At 57.4% G+C, this 16,256-nt stretch carries 12 protein-coding genes and 1 pseudogene; 8 read left to right on the forward strand and 5 right to left on the reverse strand.

The window, feature by feature from the left end:
• Positions 1-18 precede the first annotated feature (18 nt).
• From nirB to cobA, 3 genes are read left to right on the forward strand one after another with little or no spacing between them, the layout of a single operon-like run.
• Positions 19-4,218, forward strand: a complete 4,200-nt coding sequence (gene nirB / locus ACK3CV_RS12780; protein ID WP_164141040.1) for a nitrite reductase large subunit NirB — start codon at positions 19-21, stop codon at positions 4,216-4,218.
• Positions 4,215-6,881, forward strand: coding sequence for a nitrate reductase (locus tag ACK3CV_RS12785; RefSeq protein WP_164039155.1), 2,667 nt, complete (start codon positions 4,215-4,217; stop codon positions 6,879-6,881). The genes nirB and ACK3CV_RS12785 overlap by 4 nt, the downstream gene beginning before the upstream one ends.
• Positions 6,882-6,892: 11 nt before the next feature.
• A complete protein-coding gene (gene cobA, locus ACK3CV_RS12790; protein WP_164141128.1) occupies positions 6,893-7,822 on the forward strand; it encodes a uroporphyrinogen-III C-methyltransferase in 930 nt (309 codons plus the stop codon).
• Between the two features lie 91 nt (positions 7,823-7,913).
• Here the strand turns inward: cobA and ACK3CV_RS12795 are convergent, their stop codons facing one another.
• From ACK3CV_RS12795 to ACK3CV_RS12805, 3 genes are all read right to left on the reverse strand, one after another.
• On the reverse strand, positions 7,914-8,855 hold the full coding sequence (locus ACK3CV_RS12795; RefSeq protein WP_164141038.1) for a sugar phosphate isomerase/epimerase family protein: 942 nt from the start codon (positions 8,853-8,855) through the stop codon (positions 7,914-7,916).
• A 10-nt stretch (positions 8,856-8,865) separates the two neighbouring features.
• Positions 8,866-10,041, reverse strand: coding sequence for a Gfo/Idh/MocA family protein (locus ACK3CV_RS12800; RefSeq protein WP_164141036.1), 1,176 nt, complete (start codon positions 10,039-10,041; stop codon positions 8,866-8,868).
• A 67-nt stretch (positions 10,042-10,108) separates the two neighbouring features.
• Positions 10,109-11,032, reverse strand: coding sequence for a substrate-binding domain-containing protein (locus ACK3CV_RS12805; RefSeq protein ID WP_047567458.1), 924 nt, complete (start codon positions 11,030-11,032; stop codon positions 10,109-10,111).
• A gap of 317 nt (positions 11,033-11,349) precedes the next feature.
• Here ACK3CV_RS12805 and ACK3CV_RS12810 point away from each other — a divergent pair, with 317 nt between their 5' ends.
• The 3 genes and pseudogenes from ACK3CV_RS12810 (at position 11,350) to ACK3CV_RS12820 (ending at position 13,677) form a co-directional block, all read left to right on the forward strand.
• Positions 11,350-12,360, forward strand: a complete 1,011-nt coding sequence (locus ACK3CV_RS12810; RefSeq protein ID WP_164141034.1) for a LacI family DNA-binding transcriptional regulator — start codon at positions 11,350-11,352, stop codon at positions 12,358-12,360.
• 149 nt (positions 12,361-12,509) lie between these two features.
• Positions 12,510-12,692, forward strand: a pseudogene (locus ACK3CV_RS12815) (DUF4440 domain-containing protein); the annotation flags it as partial.
• Positions 12,693-12,807: 115 nt separating this feature from the next.
• On the forward strand, positions 12,808-13,677 hold the full coding sequence (locus ACK3CV_RS12820) for a toll/interleukin-1 receptor domain-containing protein (RefSeq protein ID WP_275430299.1): 870 nt from the start codon (positions 12,808-12,810) through the stop codon (positions 13,675-13,677).
• A gap of 647 nt (positions 13,678-14,324) precedes the next feature.
• Here the strand turns inward: ACK3CV_RS12820 and ACK3CV_RS12825 are convergent.
• Positions 14,325-14,474, reverse strand: a complete 150-nt coding sequence (locus tag ACK3CV_RS12825) for a GrpB family protein (RefSeq protein WP_080281293.1) — start codon at positions 14,472-14,474, stop codon at positions 14,325-14,327.
• Positions 14,475-14,737: 263 nt separating this feature from the next.
• On the opposite strand from ACK3CV_RS12825, the gene ACK3CV_RS12830 reads away from it, so the two are divergent.
• On the forward strand, positions 14,738-15,115 hold the full coding sequence (locus ACK3CV_RS12830) for a VOC family protein (protein WP_033648335.1): 378 nt from the start codon (positions 14,738-14,740) through the stop codon (positions 15,113-15,115).
• An 85-nt stretch (positions 15,116-15,200) separates the two neighbouring features.
• Here the strand turns inward: ACK3CV_RS12830 and ACK3CV_RS12835 are convergent, their stop codons facing one another.
• Positions 15,201-15,659: a YbaK/EbsC family protein gene (locus ACK3CV_RS12835; protein ID WP_033648336.1), complete on the reverse strand. Its 459-nt coding sequence runs from the start codon at positions 15,657-15,659 to the stop codon at positions 15,201-15,203.
• 168 nt (positions 15,660-15,827) lie between these two features.
• Here ACK3CV_RS12835 and ACK3CV_RS12840 point away from each other — a divergent pair, with 168 nt between their 5' ends.
• Positions 15,828-16,253: a DUF2231 domain-containing protein gene (locus ACK3CV_RS12840; protein ID WP_033648337.1), complete on the forward strand. Its 426-nt coding sequence runs from the start codon at positions 15,828-15,830 to the stop codon at positions 16,251-16,253.
• Positions 16,254-16,256: the final 3 nt, after the last annotated feature.

Raw genomic sequence — 16,256 nt, forward strand, 5'->3', positions numbered from 1 at the left:
CATGAGGGGAGTTGTGCAATGGCTAAACCGACTCTAATCGTTATCGGCAATGGTATGGCAGGCGTGCGACTGGTGGAATATCTCTGTGAGCTCGCACCAGATCGCTACCGTATCATGATCATCGGCGATGAAAAGCACAGTGCGTACAACCGTATCCAGCTGACGCCGGTGCTTTCCGGTGAGAAAGATTTTGGCCAGATAGTCACGCATGACGCGCAGTGGTATGAGCATCACAACATCACATTGATCTCAGGCACGGCGGCGACGGCAATCGACCGTCACGCTTGCACCGTCACGGCCGCCGGGCAGATCTATTCATACGATCATTTGGTTCTGGCCACTGGCTCACGGCCATTTCTGCCCCCCCTGCCTGGGGTCGAATTGCCGGGTATCCACGGGTTCCGCACTCAGCAGGATGTCGAAAATATTCTGCAGGGAGCCTACGCAGGCCAACCGGTTGCGGTGATCGGCGGCGGCGTGCTGGGCGTGGAGGCGGCGGCGGCCCTGGCGCGGCGTGGAATGCGGGTGAGCCTGCTACATCGCGGCACACATCTGATGGATCAGCAGCTGGATGAACACGCCGGAAAACTGTTGCACGAGGGGCTCTCATTACGCGGCATCAACGTCATTTTGCAGGCTGAAACGGTGTCATTCAGCGCTGATGCCGCTGGCAGCGTCAGCAGGGTGAATCTTAATGATGGGCGCGGAATAGCGGCGGAGCGGGTCGTGCTCTCTGTGGGCGTGCGGCCGAACATCGCGCTGGCACAACGGTCCGGCTTGCCGTGCGATCGCGGTATTCTGGTGAACCCGCAGCTGCAAACCGCTGACCCGCACATCTCGGCAATTGGAGAATGTTGCCAGTGGGGCGAACTCACTTTTGGCCTGGTGGCCCCGTGCTGGCAGCAGGCTGAAACGCTGGCCTCGCGGCTGGCGGGGGGCGACAAAGCCACTTCATTCGAGGTGCAGAATGTCCCGCTGCGCCTCAAGGTCACAGGCCTGAATTTGTTCTGCGCCGGTGAATTACACAGCCGCGATGGCGCTCAGACCCATACCACCTTTGACCCGTTTGACGGGCATTATCGCCGGCTGGTGCTCTGCGACAACCAACTGAAAGGGGTGTTGCTGTGGGGCGATATCAGCGATGGCCCGCAATACCTCCAGCGGATCGGCACGCCCATTGGTCAATCGTTGCCCTTCAGCGTCTTCAGTCCCGGTAATGAGCCGGATGCCTCTGGCTTACAGCCTGTTAAATCAGAACCGTTACCCGTTGAGGTGGCGAGGAGTCATTCAATGTCGAAACCCGTATTGGTTATGGCCGGACACGGCATGGTGGGCCATCATTTTTTAGAGCAGTTGGTTGCGCGTGAGCTGCATCTGCAATACCAGGTGATTGTGTTTGCCGAAGAGGCCTCGCCCGCCTACGACCGTGTGCATTTGTCCGAATACTTCTCTGGCCGCACGGCGGAATCCCTCTCAATGGTTGAAAAGGGATTTTTCGAATCGACCGGGATTGAACTGCGTCTGGGGCACAGCATCGGGCTCGTTGATACAAAACACCGTTTTGTGGTCGATCACCAGGGGCGGCAGACGGCTTACGATTTACTGGTGCTGGCAACAGGATCCTATCCGTTTGTGCCGCCGATCCCTGGCAATGATGCGCCGGGCTGCCTGGTTTACCGCACGCTTGACGATCTTGCGGCCATTCAGGCCTGCGCGGCAAACGGCAAAACGGGCGTGGTTGTCGGCGGGGGATTACTGGGGCTGGAGGCGGCCAACGCGCTGAAACAGCTCGGGCTGGATACGCACGTGGTGGAGTTTGCCCCGCGGCTGATGGGGGTTCAGCTCGACGACGGCGGTGCCGCGATGCTGCGCCGTAAAATTGAAGCGCTGGACGTGAAGGTGCATACCGGGAAAGAAACCCAGGCCATTACTGCGGGCGAGGAGAGCCATTACCGGATGGTGTTTGCCGATGGCAGCTATCTGGAAACCGATCTGGTGCTATTTTCCGCAGGGATCCGCCCACGCGATCAGCTTGCGAGAGCGTGCGGGCTTGAAGTGGGGCCGCGCGGCGGCATTGTGATTGACGATCGCTGCCAGACGTCCGACCCGGCTATTTATGCGATCGGCGAATGTGCGCTGTGGAACGGGCAGATCTTCGGCCTGGTGGCGCCGGGTTATCAGATGGCCCGCGCGCTGGCGGATACCCTGACGGGCGGCGACGCCGTCTTTAGGGGCGCGGACATGAGCACCAAACTTAAGCTTCTTGGTGTTGAGGTGGCATCGATTGGTGACGCGCATGGGCGTACTCCCGGTAGCCAGAACTACAGTTGGGTAGACGGTCCGGCGGAAGTGTATAAGAAAATCGTGGTATCGCAGGATCGCAAACGGCTGCTGGGGGCGGTGCTGGTGGGCGACAGCGCGGAATACAGCACGTTGCTGCAAATGATGCTCAACGATATGTCGCTGCCAGCCAAACCTGAATCCCTCATTTTGCCTGCCGGGTCGGGTGCAGACAAACCTGTGCTGGGCATCGCAGCCCTGCCCGATAGCGCGCAAATTTGTTCCTGCCACAACGTCAGTAAAGGCGATGTCCGTAACGCCGTGAAGAACGGCTGCCACGATATGACGGCGATAAAAGCCTGCACCAAAGCGGCGACGGGCTGTGGGGGCTGCGCCGCACTCACCAAGCAGGTGATGGAATATGCGCTGTCCGACATGGGCGTCGAGGTGAAAAAAGACATCTGTGAGCATTTCGCGTATTCGCGCCAGGAGATTTATCACCTGGTTCGGGTGGGCAATATCCGCACGTTCGGGGAACTGATTGAAAAGCACGGCCACGGCAGCGGGTGTGAAATCTGCAAGCCGCTGGTCGGATCGATACTGGCATCATGCTGGAACGACTACCTGTTGAAACCGCAGCATTTGCCACTGCAGGACACCAACGATCGTTATTTCGCCAATATCCAGAAGGACGGGACCTATTCCGTCGTGCCGCGCGTTCCGGCGGGAGAGATAACCCCCGAAGGGCTTATCGCCATCGGCGAAGTCGCCAGGCGTTACAAGCTCTACACCAAAATTACCGGAGGGCAGCGAATCGACCTGTTCGGCGCGCGTCTGGAGCAACTGCCGGAGATCTGGCAGCAACTGGTTGATGCCGGTTTTGAAACCGGTCATGCCTACGGCAAATCTCTGCGTACGGTGAAATCCTGCGTCGGGTCGAGCTGGTGTCGCTACGGCGTACAGGACTCCACCTCGCTCGCGCTGCAATTAGAGCACCGCTACAAAGGGCTGCGTTCGCCTCACAAAATCAAAATGGCCGTCTCGGGTTGTACCCGCGAGTGTGCCGAAGCCCAAAGTAAAGATGTGGGGGTAATTGCCACGGATAAGGGCTGGAACCTGTATGTCTGCGGCAACGGGGGAATGAAGCCCCGCCATGCTGATTTGCTGGCGCAGGACATGAGCACAGAGCAGCTCATTCGTACCGTTGACCGCTTACTGATGTTCTACATCCGCACCGCTGACCGGCTGCAGCGCACCAGCACCTGGATGGATAACCTCGAAGGGGGCATCGACTACCTGCGCCAGGTGATTCTGGACGACAGCCTGCAAATTGCGGATGAACTGGATCGTGAAATGTCTGCGGTGGTGGCGACGTACCAGTGTGAATGGCAGACCACTCTGGCCTCGCCGGATCGCCTGGCGCTGTTCAGACCGTTTGTAAACAGCGAGGTCCCTGACGAAGGGGTCGTGATGGTGAGCGAACGTCAACAACTGCGGCCTGCAACGCATGAGGAGCGCAGCATGCTCGCCGTGCCTGCCGCAGAAAATACGCAGGAGCCCGCACCGGGCTGGGTGGAAGTGTGCAGCCTGAGCGCCATCCCGGCGAATGCGGGAATGGCGGCGCGCCTGGCGAGCCAGCAGATTGCGCTGTTCTATCTGCCCGGTCATCCACAGCAGGTTTTTGCGCTGAGCAATCATGAACCAGACAGCGACGCCAATGTGCTGGCGCGCGGGCTCGTGGGCGATGTCAAAGGCGAACCGGTGGTGATTTCCCCGCTCTATAAACAGCGCTTCAGCTTACGGGACGGCCGCAGCCTGGACAATTCGCCGCATGCGCTGCGAAGCTGGGCGGTGAAAGTGGAAGATGGCCGCGTCTGGGTTCAGGCACGAACGCAGGGCGTTGCGTCCACCAAAATCATTGAAACGGTCAACCTATGAAAACAGCGTCTCCGGTCGTGAAAACCACCTGCGCCTATTGCGGCGTGGGCTGCGGCGTCAGTATGCAGCCACAGGCTGATGGCTTCGCCGCCAGCGGCGACCCGGCACATCCAGCGAATCGCGGAAGGCTGTGCGTGAAGGGCAGCGCGCTGGGTGAAACGCTGGGCTTACAGGGGCGTCTGCTCCAGCCTGAAATCCATCATCAACCCGTGAGCTGGCCGCAGGCGTTAGACGCTGTCGCACAAGGGCTACAGGCGACGATTGACGAGCATGGACCGCAGTCGGTCGCGTTTTATGGCTCGGGCCAGCTGCTGACGGAGGATTACTACGTCGCCAACAAGCTGATGAAAGGGTTTATCGGGGCGGGCAACATGGATACCAACTCCAGGTTGTGCATGGCCTCCGCCGTGGTGGGCTACAAGCGGGCGTTCGGCGCCGATGCCGTCCCCTGCAATTATGATGATCTGGAGCAGGCAGACTGCGTTATTCTGGTAGGATCGAACACCGCCTGGGCGCATCCGGTGGTGTATCAGCGGCTGGCGAAAGCCAAAGCGGAGAGGCCGGAGATGCAGATTATCGTCGTTGATCCGCGTAAGACCGCCACCTGTGATATTGCCGATCTGCATCTGGCACTGCGTCCGAGCAGCGATGCGGCGCTGTTCTGCGGCGCACTGAACGAGATGGCAGCGCGCGGAAAACTGGATACCGCTTTTCTGCAGCACCACACGAACGGGGCAGAAGAAACCTTACAGACAGCAAAAGCGTGGAGCCTGGAGAAGACGGCGGACTATTGCGGGATCGCCTCCTCGCAATTACAGGCGTTTTATCAACGGATAGCCCGGAGCCAGCGGCTGGTCACGCTGTATTCGATGGGGATCAACCAGTCCAGTTCGGGCGTCGACAAATGCAACGCGATAATTAACCTGCATCTGGCAACCGGCCAGATTGGACACGCTGGCAGCGGGCCATTTTCGATAACGGGCCAGCCGAATGCGATGGGCGGACGTGAGGTCGGCGGGCTGGCAAACCAGCTGGCCTGCCATATGGGATTTACCGCCGAAGAGATTACACGGGTCGGGCGTTTCTGGCACAGCGATAACGTCGCGCAGAGCCCTGGACTCAATGCCATCGATCTCTTCCGCGCTATCGAGAAGGGAGAGATAAAAGCCGTCTGGATCATGGGCACCAATCCGCTGGTGTCACTTCCGGATGCCGATCGCGTGCGGGCCGGTCTGGCGCGTTGTCCTCTGGTTATTGTGTCCGACATTCTGCGTGACACGGACACCACCCGCGCCGCGCATATCCTGCTGCCCGCCCTGGGCTGGGGGGAGAAAAATGGCACGGTGACCAATTCGGAACGCTGTATCTCCCGGCAACGCGCGTTTCTGGCTGCACCTGGCGAGGCCAAACCTGACTGGTGGATCCTCAGCCAGGTTGCGCAGCGGCTGGGGTTTGCGGAGGCCTTTGCCTGGCAGCATCCGGCAGATATTTTCCGCGAACATGCGGCCTTGTCCGGCTTTGAAAATGCAGGCACTCGGGCGTTTGACATCAGCGGGCTGGCGCAGTTGTCCAATGAAGAATGGGATACCCTGCAGCCGATCCAGTGGCCGGTTAATGCCGCACGGCCGCAGGGTACGCCGCGACTATTTACAGATAAAACCTTTTTTCACCCTGACGGTAAAGCGCGGTTGATCGCCGTCACCCCGGCGCTGCCCGCCAGCCAGCCCACTGCGGCTTATCCGCTGATCATGAACACCGGAAGGGTGCGCGACCAGTGGCACACCATGACGCGAACCGGCAAGTCTGCTCGCCTGATGCAGCATATCAGCGAGCCGTACTGTCAGTTTCATCCGGATGATGCGCCGGGCATTCAGGCGGGTGAGTTGCTGCGTGTAACCTCATCCCATGGCTGGCTGCTGTTACGCGCGCAACCCGATCATCTTCAGCCTCGCGGCAGTATTTTCGTGCCGATCCATTGGAACAGCCATTTTAGCCGGCAGGCCCGGGTCGATGCGCTGATAGCTCCCGTTACCGATCCTCTTTCCGGGCAACCGGAAAGTAAGCATATGCCGGTCAATCTGACGAAATGGAAAGCGGCTTGGTATGCAGAGCTGTTTATTCGGGGAGAGGGGATCGCCGCGCCTGCCACCGCCTACTGGAGCCGCATCACCCAACCGGGCGTCACGCATTTTACGTTAGCGGATTCTTCGCTCCAGGAGGAGTGGATGGCGTGGCTGAATGAACATTATCCGCTGGAGGGGAAAACCTGCCAGAGCGCCCGGATGGGGGATGAGGGCTTCAACCTGCTGGTGTGGGCGCAGGGCGAACTGCAGTTGGCATTTTACGCGTGCCGAAGCCCACTGCTGCCGGACAGGCAAGCGATACTGTCTGCCTTTATCACCCCGCCGGACACGGCACCGCAGCGGCTGGCGTTACTGGCGGGCCAGGCCGGCAGCCATAAGGCCGCCACCGGCAAAATGATTTGCAGCTGTTTTTCTGTTGGCGAAGCGCAGATTGTCGACGCCGTGCGGCAGGGATGCCACAGCGTGCAACAGCTCGGCTCAAAGCTGAAATGTGGCACTAACTGCGGCTCCTGCGTGCCGGAGCTGAAAACGTTTATTGCCGGCCAGCTGGCCGCCCTGACGATGGAAGAACGCCCATGAAAACTAGCAACATGTTGCCGATAGCGCAGATTATGGCCCTGGCAGACCAACGCAGCCCGGTGCGCCGGGGTGACGTCTGGCTGGTGGGCGCAGGGCCGGGTGATACTGAACTGCTGACCCTGAAAGCGCTGCGCGTTATCCGGCAGGCCGATGTCGTGGTCTTTGACCGGCTGGTGTCCGATGCGGTGCTGGCGCTGACGCCGGACACTGCACTGCGGATCGATGTCGGCAAATCCCCGCGCAATCATCGCCTTGAACAGCATGAAATCAATATGTTGCTGGTTGATCTGGCGCTGGCGGGGCACCGTGTAGTGCGCCTGAAGGGCGGCGACCCGTTCATCTTTGGCCGGGGTGGGGAAGAAATGGCCTGCTGCCAGCAGAAGGGGATTGTGTGCAATGTTGTGCCCGGTATCACGGCGGCAATGGGCTGTGCCGCAGCCAGCGGGATCCCGCTGACGCACCGAAACCTGGCACAGTCCGTCAGGTTTGTCACCGGACATGGCTCGGAAGGGGAACCGGACGTTGACTGGTCCGTACTGGCCGCCGCGCGCCAGACGCTGGTCTTCTATATGGGGATTGCCAACAGCTCTGTTATCAGCCAGCGCTTGATTGCCCATGGCTTACCCGGCTCAACGCCCGTGGCGGTGATTGAACGCGGCACTCAGCCTCAGCAGCGCGTGCTGGTGGGCACTCTGGATGCATTAGGAAAGATCGTTGCAGAGGAGCAGGTCGAATCACCAGCCCTGGTAATTATTGGTGAGGTGGTGGGAATGTACCGGCCGATTGCCGAACTGCCTGAGAATATATTTCCGCAGATGGGCCGTTCTGAACCGGCTTTGCCAGCCAGTCTGAAGTGGCCGGCGAAAATGGACAGCATAAGCGTTATTCTGGAATCATCCTATGACCATATCTGGCACGCAAGAGACGGTCACAATAGCTAAAACATCTAATCGAACCAAGGACACGGGGATGGTTAATCCCCGTGTTTGTGGTGAGAAAGAGGCGCAGCGGCCATGGCCGCCGCGCAGGGTGTTATTGGCTAATCGATTGCTGCAGCGCCTGAACGGAAGAAACGATGCCGGCATCGACCGACATGGTCAGGTCTTCCATTTCCAGCGACACCCAGTCGTTGTAGCCCATCATGCGCACCACCGAGAAGAATTCCTTCCACCACTGCAGATCCCGCCCGCAGCCGACGGCGACATAGTTCCAGGCGCGGCCGGCCACGTCATCGATCGGTTTGGTCTCCAGCAGCCCGTTAACCTCGACGACGCCGCGCTCAAGGCGCACGTCTTTGCCATGCACATGATGAATGGCGGGGCCAAGGGCGCGAGCCACCGCGATGGGATCTGCCCCCATCCAGAGCAAGTGACTGGGATCGAGGTTCAGGCCCACCATCGGGCCAACGGCCTCGCGCAGCCGGAACAGCGTTTCCGGGTTCCACACCAGCATGGCGCTGAAGTTTTCCAGCGCAAAGCGCTCGACGCCGCACGCTTTGGCTCGGGCGACCAGCGCCTGCCAATAGGGGATCGCCACGTCATTCCATTGATAGTCCAGGCAGTTTTTCACCGTCGGCGGCCAGCTGACGGTATAGGTGATCCAGTTGGGAATGGTGTCATGCGGGCTGGCCGGCGGCAGGCCGCTCATCATGACGATCTTTTTCACTCCCAGCAGCCCGGCCAGCTCCAGCGTATTGTCGGTTTGGCGCTGATGGCATTGCCCCAGCTCGCCGGGATCGAGCGGATTGCCGGAGACGTTGAGCGCGGCGATCTCCATGCCGCGGCTGGCCAGCGCCTGCAGCAGCTGCCGGCGTTTGGCGGGGTTGGCCAGCAGATCGTCGGCATCCAGATGGGGCGCCGGAGACCAGCCGCCGGTGGTCATTTCCACGCCGCGCACCCCCAGCTCCAGCAGCCGGTCCAGCATCTGCTCGAAGGGTAAATGGCCCAGGCTATCGGTACAGAATGAAAGTTTCATGGTGCTTTCCTTATTGGTAATTAACCCAGGTGGCGCCGTTGTCGGCGGAACGAACGCAGTTTTCAATCCAGCGCACGCCTTCCAGCCCGGCGTCAATATCCGGGTAGATTAGCGTGGCCAGCGTCTGCCGATCGCCGCGCTGGCTGGCGCTGATGGCGATGGCGAACTTGAGGTAAATATTGGCCCAGGATTCGGCCAGGCCTTCGGTGTGCAGCGCGCCGAGCCGCTCTTCGGCCAGGGCGCTGTCGTCCAGATAGGGCATGCCGTGGTGCAGGATCTGGTTGGGCCGCCCCTGGATCTCATAGCGCAATTCGCCGGGCGCAGCGTCGCTCCACTGCAGGCTGGCGAGCGAACCCACCACGCGGATGCTTTGGCTGTCCATCGCGCCGGCGTTGACGGCGGAGGCCCACATGCGGCCGACGGCGCCGTTTTCGTAGTGCATCAGCACCATGGCGTTGTCTTCCAGCGGGGCGCGGGAAGGAATAAAGCTCTGGCGATCGCACAGCAGGGAGGCAATCTTCATGTCGGGCATCACCAGCTGCGAGATGTAGAAGGTGTGGGTGGAGATGTCGCCCAGCACAAAAGAGGGGCCGGCGATTTTCGGATCGACGCGCCACTTTTGCGCCTCGAACTTGTCTGCGCTTTCGTTGGCATTGAAGCCGTGGGTGTACTGCAATTCGACCATGCGTATTTCGCCGATGTCGCCGTTCGCGATCATGGCGCGCATCTGCATCAGCAGCGGATGGCCGGAGAAGCCGTAGGTTACGCCGACGACCAGGCCTTTCTCCGCCGCCAACGCCTTGATTTTTCTCGCCTCCGCCGTGGTGAAGAACAGCGGCTTTTCGCAGATGACATGCAGGCCGGCATTCAGCGCGGCGCGCGTAATTTCATAGTGGGTGCCGTTAGGGGTGGCGATGGTCACCACCTCAACGCCATCTTCGCGGTTGGCTTCTTGCTCCAGCAGCTGTTGATAGCTGTCATAGCAGCGTTCGGCGGGCACGCCGAGGTTGACGCCAAACTCGCGTCCGCGCGCCGCGTCGATATCAAAGGCGCCGGCAACCAGCCGATAGGCGGTGTTGTCGCGCAGTGCGCCGGAACGGTGCTTGTAGCCCACCTGGCTGAGGCGGCCGCCGCCGATCATCGCCCAACGCAGTGGGCGAGGGATGCTTCTTTCACCATTTAACATGCTGACTCCTGATATTGTGGCTTTGCACTCGGGTGCAAAATAGGTTGAAAAAGAGAGTGGCAACGGTTTATTTCTGATTCATCTGCGCAAATTGCGGGTAGTTTTCTCGCGTTACGGTGGCGTAAGGCACCCAGTTGTAAGGCTCGGTTTTGGCGTGATCCAACAGGGCGCGAGTCACTTGCACCGCGCCGATCGCCTGGGCTTTGGCATCCTGGAAAATGGTCACCGCCAGGTCGCCGGTTTTGATAAATTGCAGGCCGTCGGGCGTGCCGTCGATACCGGCAACCAGCACGCCATTCTTTTTGGCCTGCTTCAGCGCCATGATTGCACCGATAGCCATCTCATCGTTGTTGGCGGCGATCGCATCGATCGCTACGCCGTTCAGCAACCAGCCGGAAACCACATCGACCGCTTCATTGCGCTGCCATTTTGCGGTCTGTTTCTCTACCACTTTCAGGTCCTTGTGTTTGGCGATCACCGCTTCAACCGCGCGGGTGCGTTCGCGGGTTTCTTCGTTGGAGAGGGCGCCCATCAGGATCGCCACGTTGCCGCGGTAATTCATTTTTTTCGCCAGAGCCTCCATCTGCAGGCGGCCGCTGAGCGCCGAATCGGAGCCGACGTAGGCCGTCGCGCCGCTCAGCGGCACTTCGGGTTTGCGGTTGACGAAGATCAGGGGGATCGCGGCGCGTTTGGCGGCCGCTATCATCGGCTGGACGCCTTGCGTATCAACCGGGTTGAGGATAATGGCGTCCACGCCCTGATTAATCAGATCGTCCACCTGTTGCACCTGCAGGGCGACATCACCTTTGGCATCGACGAACTGGCCTTGCAGCTGCTGCGCAGCCAGTTCCCGCGCCATTTGGCTGCGCAGGATAGAGACGAAGTTGAGATCGAAGTTGGCCAGCGCCACGCCGACCTGGTAGGTCTTGGCCTGGGCGGTCACCACAAACAGCGAGCAGGCTAACATCAACAACAGTCTGGTTTTTTTCATTACGGTTTCCTGTTGAGAAGAGAGGCGTTGTGTAAAAACAGTGTATTTGCAACCGGGTGCAAAGCAGGAGGCAAAACGGCGATGCGTCTCTGAATGCCACCGTGAATGTCGGCCATGAATAAAATTTGGTCAACAGGGGAAAGGTGAAAACAGCGCTGGCGATCACAAACTGTTTACGTTTTGCACCCGGTTGCATAACGATTTGCAATCGGGTGCAAAAACGGGACATAATTGCAGCAGGAATGCCGGCGGGCGCTTAGGGGATCTGAGCGGGCAGGGTATAGTTTGACTTCACCGAAGCAGGGATCGACGCAACCATGATGAAACACCACAAAGCCACCGCCAGCGACGTCGCCGAAAAGGCCGGCGTCTCTAAATGGACGGTATCGCGCGCCTTTACGCCCGGCGCTTCGATCTCGGACAGCGCGCGTGAAAGCGTGCTGGCGGCGGCGGCCGAGCTGGGCTATCGGCCAAATCTGCTGGCGCGCAGCCTGTCGCAAAAACGCACGCACATCATTGGCGTGGCCATCGACGAGATGAAGAACCCGCATTCAATGATGATGCTCGATATGGTGACCAAACAGCTGCAAACCCGCGGTTATATGGCGCTGTTGCTGAACATCACCGCCGGGGAAAACTACCGGGCGGTGATGGCGATGGCCGATCAGCTGCAGGTCGACGGCATTTTGTTCCTGGCGACGGTGTTAACCCAAGAGTGGGCGGCGATCGCACAAGATCTGCATCAGATACCGCTGGTGCAGGTATGCCGCAATACGGAAAGCGAACACATTGATGTGGTCAATATCGACGGCTACCGCGCCGGCGAAGAGATCGCCGCGCTGCTGATAGAGCAAGGGCATCGGCGCTTTGGTTACATGAAGGGGCCGGACACGCAAAGCAGCCATTTGCTGCGCATGGAAGGTTACCGCGACAAACTGATGGCCGCCGGCTTTCAGTTGGATCGGGTGCTCACCGCCGGCCATTACGATCGCCAACGCGGTTTCCAGCTGATGAGCGAATACCTGCAGGCAACGCCGGAAAGCGAGCGGGTTGAGGCGCTGTTCTGCGAGAACGACGTGTTGGCGCTGGGGGCGCTCGAAGCGCTCAGACAAACGGCGCCGTCGTCTGCAATGGCCGTGGTAGGTTTCGACGATATCGACGAGGCCGGCTCAGCCAACTGGGCGCTGACCAGTTACAGCCAACGCATCGACCGGCTGGTCGAAGAGGCCTTGAATCGCCTGATCGACAATCGCGCCACGGCAGACGGCGCCTGGCGGCACGGGGAATTGCGGGTTCGGCGGTCGCATTTGGCTGGGAAACAGGCGTAAGGCTTCCTTTTTATGTGACGATGTCACTATTGAGGCTTGATGAGAGAAGGAATCCTGGGAATAGTCAGGTTTCACGAGTGTCATTCTGATGTAGATAGACTGCCGAAGTTTGCCAGATTTCACGTAGCGCGATCAAAAAGGAGGGCATTTTGACCCATTTTGCAGAGTGGCTTAGCCACATCCAGGCGCTTGAGGTTGAACTGCACCAGCCAACAACGCGCTGCGATCCGAAGCGTGTCGCGGCATTGCTGCATGAAGACTTTGAAGAGATTGGCCGCTCAGGTCTGCGTTATGACAAATGTCAAACTGTTGCGGCGCTAGATCGCGTAACCAAGCACATGAATATTTAGGGGCATCTGATTGTCTACTTGAGTAATTTATGAGTTTCTGTAACATTTAGATGCACCACAAAACCTAGTCACATCTAAATAGAGAAGAGTTCTACTAATGCCAATATTTATAAGTTACTCACATGATAATAAGGACTTCGTGGATAAGCTTGCAATTCAGTTGGTCCATAGAAATGTAAATGTATGGCTTGATCGATGGGAGTTAAGTATTGGTGACTCGATTATCGACAAAGTGCAGGATGCTGTAGATGGAGCAAGCGCACTTCTAGTCATTCTGTCAAAAGCATCCATTGCTTCCGCGTGGTGTAAAAGGGAACTTTCCTCAGGGGTTCTACGTGAGCTTGAAGAAAAACGAGTTGTTGTAATGCCTGTGTTACTGGAAGACTGTGATATCCCTCTTTTTGCCAGAGGTAAATTATACGCTGATTTTCGAACTAACTTTGATGATGGTTTAAGAACTGTTGTCGAGGGGATAGCAAAAGTAACTAGTCCTTTTCTCGCTAGAGCAAAAGAGCCGGAGTATCACGTTGATTGGTCAATCGACTGGGGTGACGTAAATGGTCTGTTCGCAATAATTCTTAACTTTGTAGAGCAAGCACAGAATCAACCATACACATGCCTCACAAATATCGAAGTATTGTGTTCACCAGTAGCAACAGAAAAATATGAAGCCAGAAAAGAATCAATTGGCGAAGAGCATGCACGAGCTTATATTGTTCGTGTGATCAATGAGTATTTTCAGGCCAGACCAGACTTTCGTCCACTGTTAGTGACCGAAAGAGAAAAAGTAGAAAAAGTCATAGTGGCAGGATCCGATGATGGAGAAGAATACCGACTCAGAATTGGGGTTCGTAGATTAGGTGAAGATACAGGACGCGATGTTCTGGTTAATACTACAACGCTCATTGCACAATCATATGAACACATGAGTTCAGTGCTCAAGCGGCCGGACTCAGAAAAAGCATAACAAGAAAAGGCAGTGGATGCTTCGCACCGCTTATTTAGGTGTTAGCTGATTTAGTGATCGGGGGGCAGGTTAGGGCGTCATGTTGACTTTCCCGCTCCAAAACGTGTTTCCTGGAATGATCCTGAGATGGCATAAACAACCTGTTACTAAATTTTGTAAGTTATCTGGCTGCTTTCTTGTGCAAATCAAATGAAACTGCACCTAACGAAAGAAACGAGAGGGAAGTCGGGAATTGATTTATCTATGTGTGGATATGAATGCTGAAGTAAAGGATCTTTGTAGTCAATTTAACATAATATACATTATGCGCACCTAGGTAATGATATGTGGATTCTGCCGTCCAGGCCTGATTATGGGCTTTCTCCTGCGGCCAATCATGCCAGCGCCGGCTGCTCATGCCGCTGAACTAAGCTGAACTAATTCGTTTTTCAACCGGCCATAAGCCCGGCGGTCTTCTGCTGCCTGGTGTTTGGGTTGCTCAGCAATACCATGATGCTGCGCAGATAATCTCTGAACGCCAACTGTCTGATCGCCTGTTCACTTGCTGCAGCAACGCCTGCCGGTAATGCCGTTCTTGCCACGCGGCGTAGGTCTCATGTCATGCATCTTGTCATTCACACCATCCAACGCCGCCAGGCTTTCAATCTTCAGCAAGATATCAATCGTTGGTTTGGCACTGCTGTACTGCCGATATGATGAATTGCCGTTAATACGCCAGCCAATATCTCGCGTAGTTTCAGCGCTGCATCTTTATAACGCGGATCATAAGGCTCGACCGTGATGATGCGCTCTGTCATTTTCCGCTCCAATAATGATGACCGGACATGATTTCAATGGCGCATCTCCGCCGATAAGGAGTAAAAAACCCCCTGCTTTTTGATCGCGCTACGTAAAATCTGGCAAACCGTGGCTGCTACGATACTGCAGATTTCTCCAAATCGCGTCATTTAAACGGGCACTATTTGTACGCTAGATGCGCATTGGCGTCCGTTTTCATCGTTTTCGGCGCCCACCACGGCGTTGGCTATACTGAATGGGGACACATCCCAGGAGCCTCCCCATGTTTGACCATGTGAAATTTGGCGTCAGCGACTTTGCCCTTAGTAAAGCGTTTTTCCTCAATGCACTCGCGCCGCTGGGCGTAAAGATCGTTGCCGAAGGCGAACCCGGCTATGGCGTCGAACTTTGTCACGATCGGGGTAACGTGTCATTGTGCCTGTTTCAAACCGATGAAAAACCGGCGCATCTGCACCTGGCATTTGCCGCAAGCAGCCGTGAACAGGTCGATGCGTTCTACCACGCCGCGCTAAATGCCGGCGGCAAAGACAATGGCGCACCCGGTTTGCGGCCCAATTACCATGCCCACTACTATGCGGCATTTGTGATCGGCCCGGATGGCCACAATATCGAAGCGGTGTGCCATAACCCGATGAGCTAGTAATTTTTCCAGCTAAAACAGCATATTAATCACGAGATGATGCACGCTATTTAACATAACGCAATTGTGACGTGGTCACTTAAAGTTACCCCGTCACGTCAATCCACTCTGCTCCGGTGATGCTGGCCAGGCGTTGTGGCGCAATTCTCACGCCTGAGTTATCGCTGCCGCCTGCCGGAAGCACTTCACCGTAGCGGCACAGGCTGCGATCGCAGTAAATTCTTACCGCTGCCGGTGCGGCAAAGGGGCAAACGCCGCCCGGTGGATAGCCGGTCAGCGACTCCACCTCCTCCGCCGGCAGCATGCGCGCCTTTACGCCGAAGAATTGTTTGTACTTCTTGTTATCGATTCTGGCGGTTCCCGCCATCACCAACAGCACTACGCCGTCGTTCACGCGAAACGACAGCGTCTTGGCGATCTGCCCGCTCTCCACGCCAAAGGCTTCCGCCGCCAGCGCCACCGTAGCGGTATTCTTTGCCAGCACCGTCACCGCCGTTTCCGGCGCGTGCTCGGCCAGAAATCGCTGAACGCGCTCTATACTCATGCCCATCCTCCCGATGTTGTAAGCCATTGATAATGCCGCAGTGAGGGTTTCGGTTTTAACATCGCATGCTAAAAATGAGAATCAAAATTGTTCAAATCGGTGAATCTGAACAAAGCTTTAAGGGGCCAACGCCCTTTTTTACCTATCATTTTTCATGGAGATACCTGCATGACCACGCAAACGACAGCAAGGCCTTCAGCGGTCGCGGTGGCCGTCTATGAATGGCTCAATCCGATACCCTACGGATTTTTCACCGCTGCGCTGATTTTCGACATTATCTATGCCTGCACGGCGAATATTCAGTGGGTCAACGGTGCCAGCTGGCTGATCGCCATCGGCCTGATTTTTGCCATTATTCCCCGTCTGATTAACCTGGTGCAGGTGTGGTTCGGCAGCGGCCGGCTGCAGGGGCCATCGGTCAAGCTCCATTTCTGGCTGAACTTGCTGGCCATCGTTCTCGCCATCATCAACGCTTTCGTGCATAGCCGGGATGCGTATGCCGTGGTGCCGCAAGGTCTGGTGCTGTCTGCGATCGTGGTCGCGCTGCTGAGCCTCGCCAACATTCTGCTGGCCGTGGGCGCCCGCGCAAAATAATAA

The organism is Serratia sp. TSO36, from assembly GCF_057808395.1.

Excerpts from the sequence above, each read along its gene's own strand:
- ACK3CV_RS12840 (WP_033648337.1), top strand. The coding sequence starts at position 15,828 with ATGACCACGCAAACGACAGCAAGGCCTTCAGCGGTCGCGGTGGCCGTC.
- cobA (WP_164141128.1), top strand. The coding sequence starts at position 6,893 with ATGTTGCCGATAGCGCAGATTATGGCCCTGGCAGACCAACGCAGCCCG.
- ACK3CV_RS12805 (WP_047567458.1), bottom strand. The coding sequence starts at position 11,032 with ATGAAAAAAACCAGACTGTTGTTGATGTTAGCCTGCTCGCTGTTTGTG.
- ACK3CV_RS12820 (WP_275430299.1), top strand. The coding sequence starts at position 12,808 with ATGCCAATATTTATAAGTTACTCACATGATAATAAGGACTTCGTGGAT.
- ACK3CV_RS12795 (WP_164141038.1), bottom strand. The coding sequence starts at position 8,855 with ATGAAACTTTCATTCTGTACCGATAGCCTGGGCCATTTACCCTTCGAG.
- nirB (WP_164141040.1), top strand. The coding sequence starts at position 19 with ATGGCTAAACCGACTCTAATCGTTATCGGCAATGGTATGGCAGGCGTG.
- ACK3CV_RS12810 (WP_164141034.1), top strand. The coding sequence starts at position 11,350 with ATGATGAAACACCACAAAGCCACCGCCAGCGACGTCGCCGAAAAGGCC.
- ACK3CV_RS12785 (WP_164039155.1), top strand. The coding sequence starts at position 4,215 with ATGAAAACAGCGTCTCCGGTCGTGAAAACCACCTGCGCCTATTGCGGC.
- ACK3CV_RS12825 (WP_080281293.1), bottom strand. The coding sequence starts at position 14,474 with ATGACAGAGCGCATCATCACGGTCGAGCCTTATGATCCGCGTTATAAA.
- ACK3CV_RS12830 (WP_033648335.1), top strand. The coding sequence starts at position 14,738 with ATGTTTGACCATGTGAAATTTGGCGTCAGCGACTTTGCCCTTAGTAAA.
- ACK3CV_RS12835 (WP_033648336.1), bottom strand. The coding sequence starts at position 15,659 with ATGAGTATAGAGCGCGTTCAGCGATTTCTGGCCGAGCACGCGCCGGAA.
- ACK3CV_RS12800 (WP_164141036.1), bottom strand. The coding sequence starts at position 10,041 with ATGTTAAATGGTGAAAGAAGCATCCCTCGCCCACTGCGTTGGGCGATG.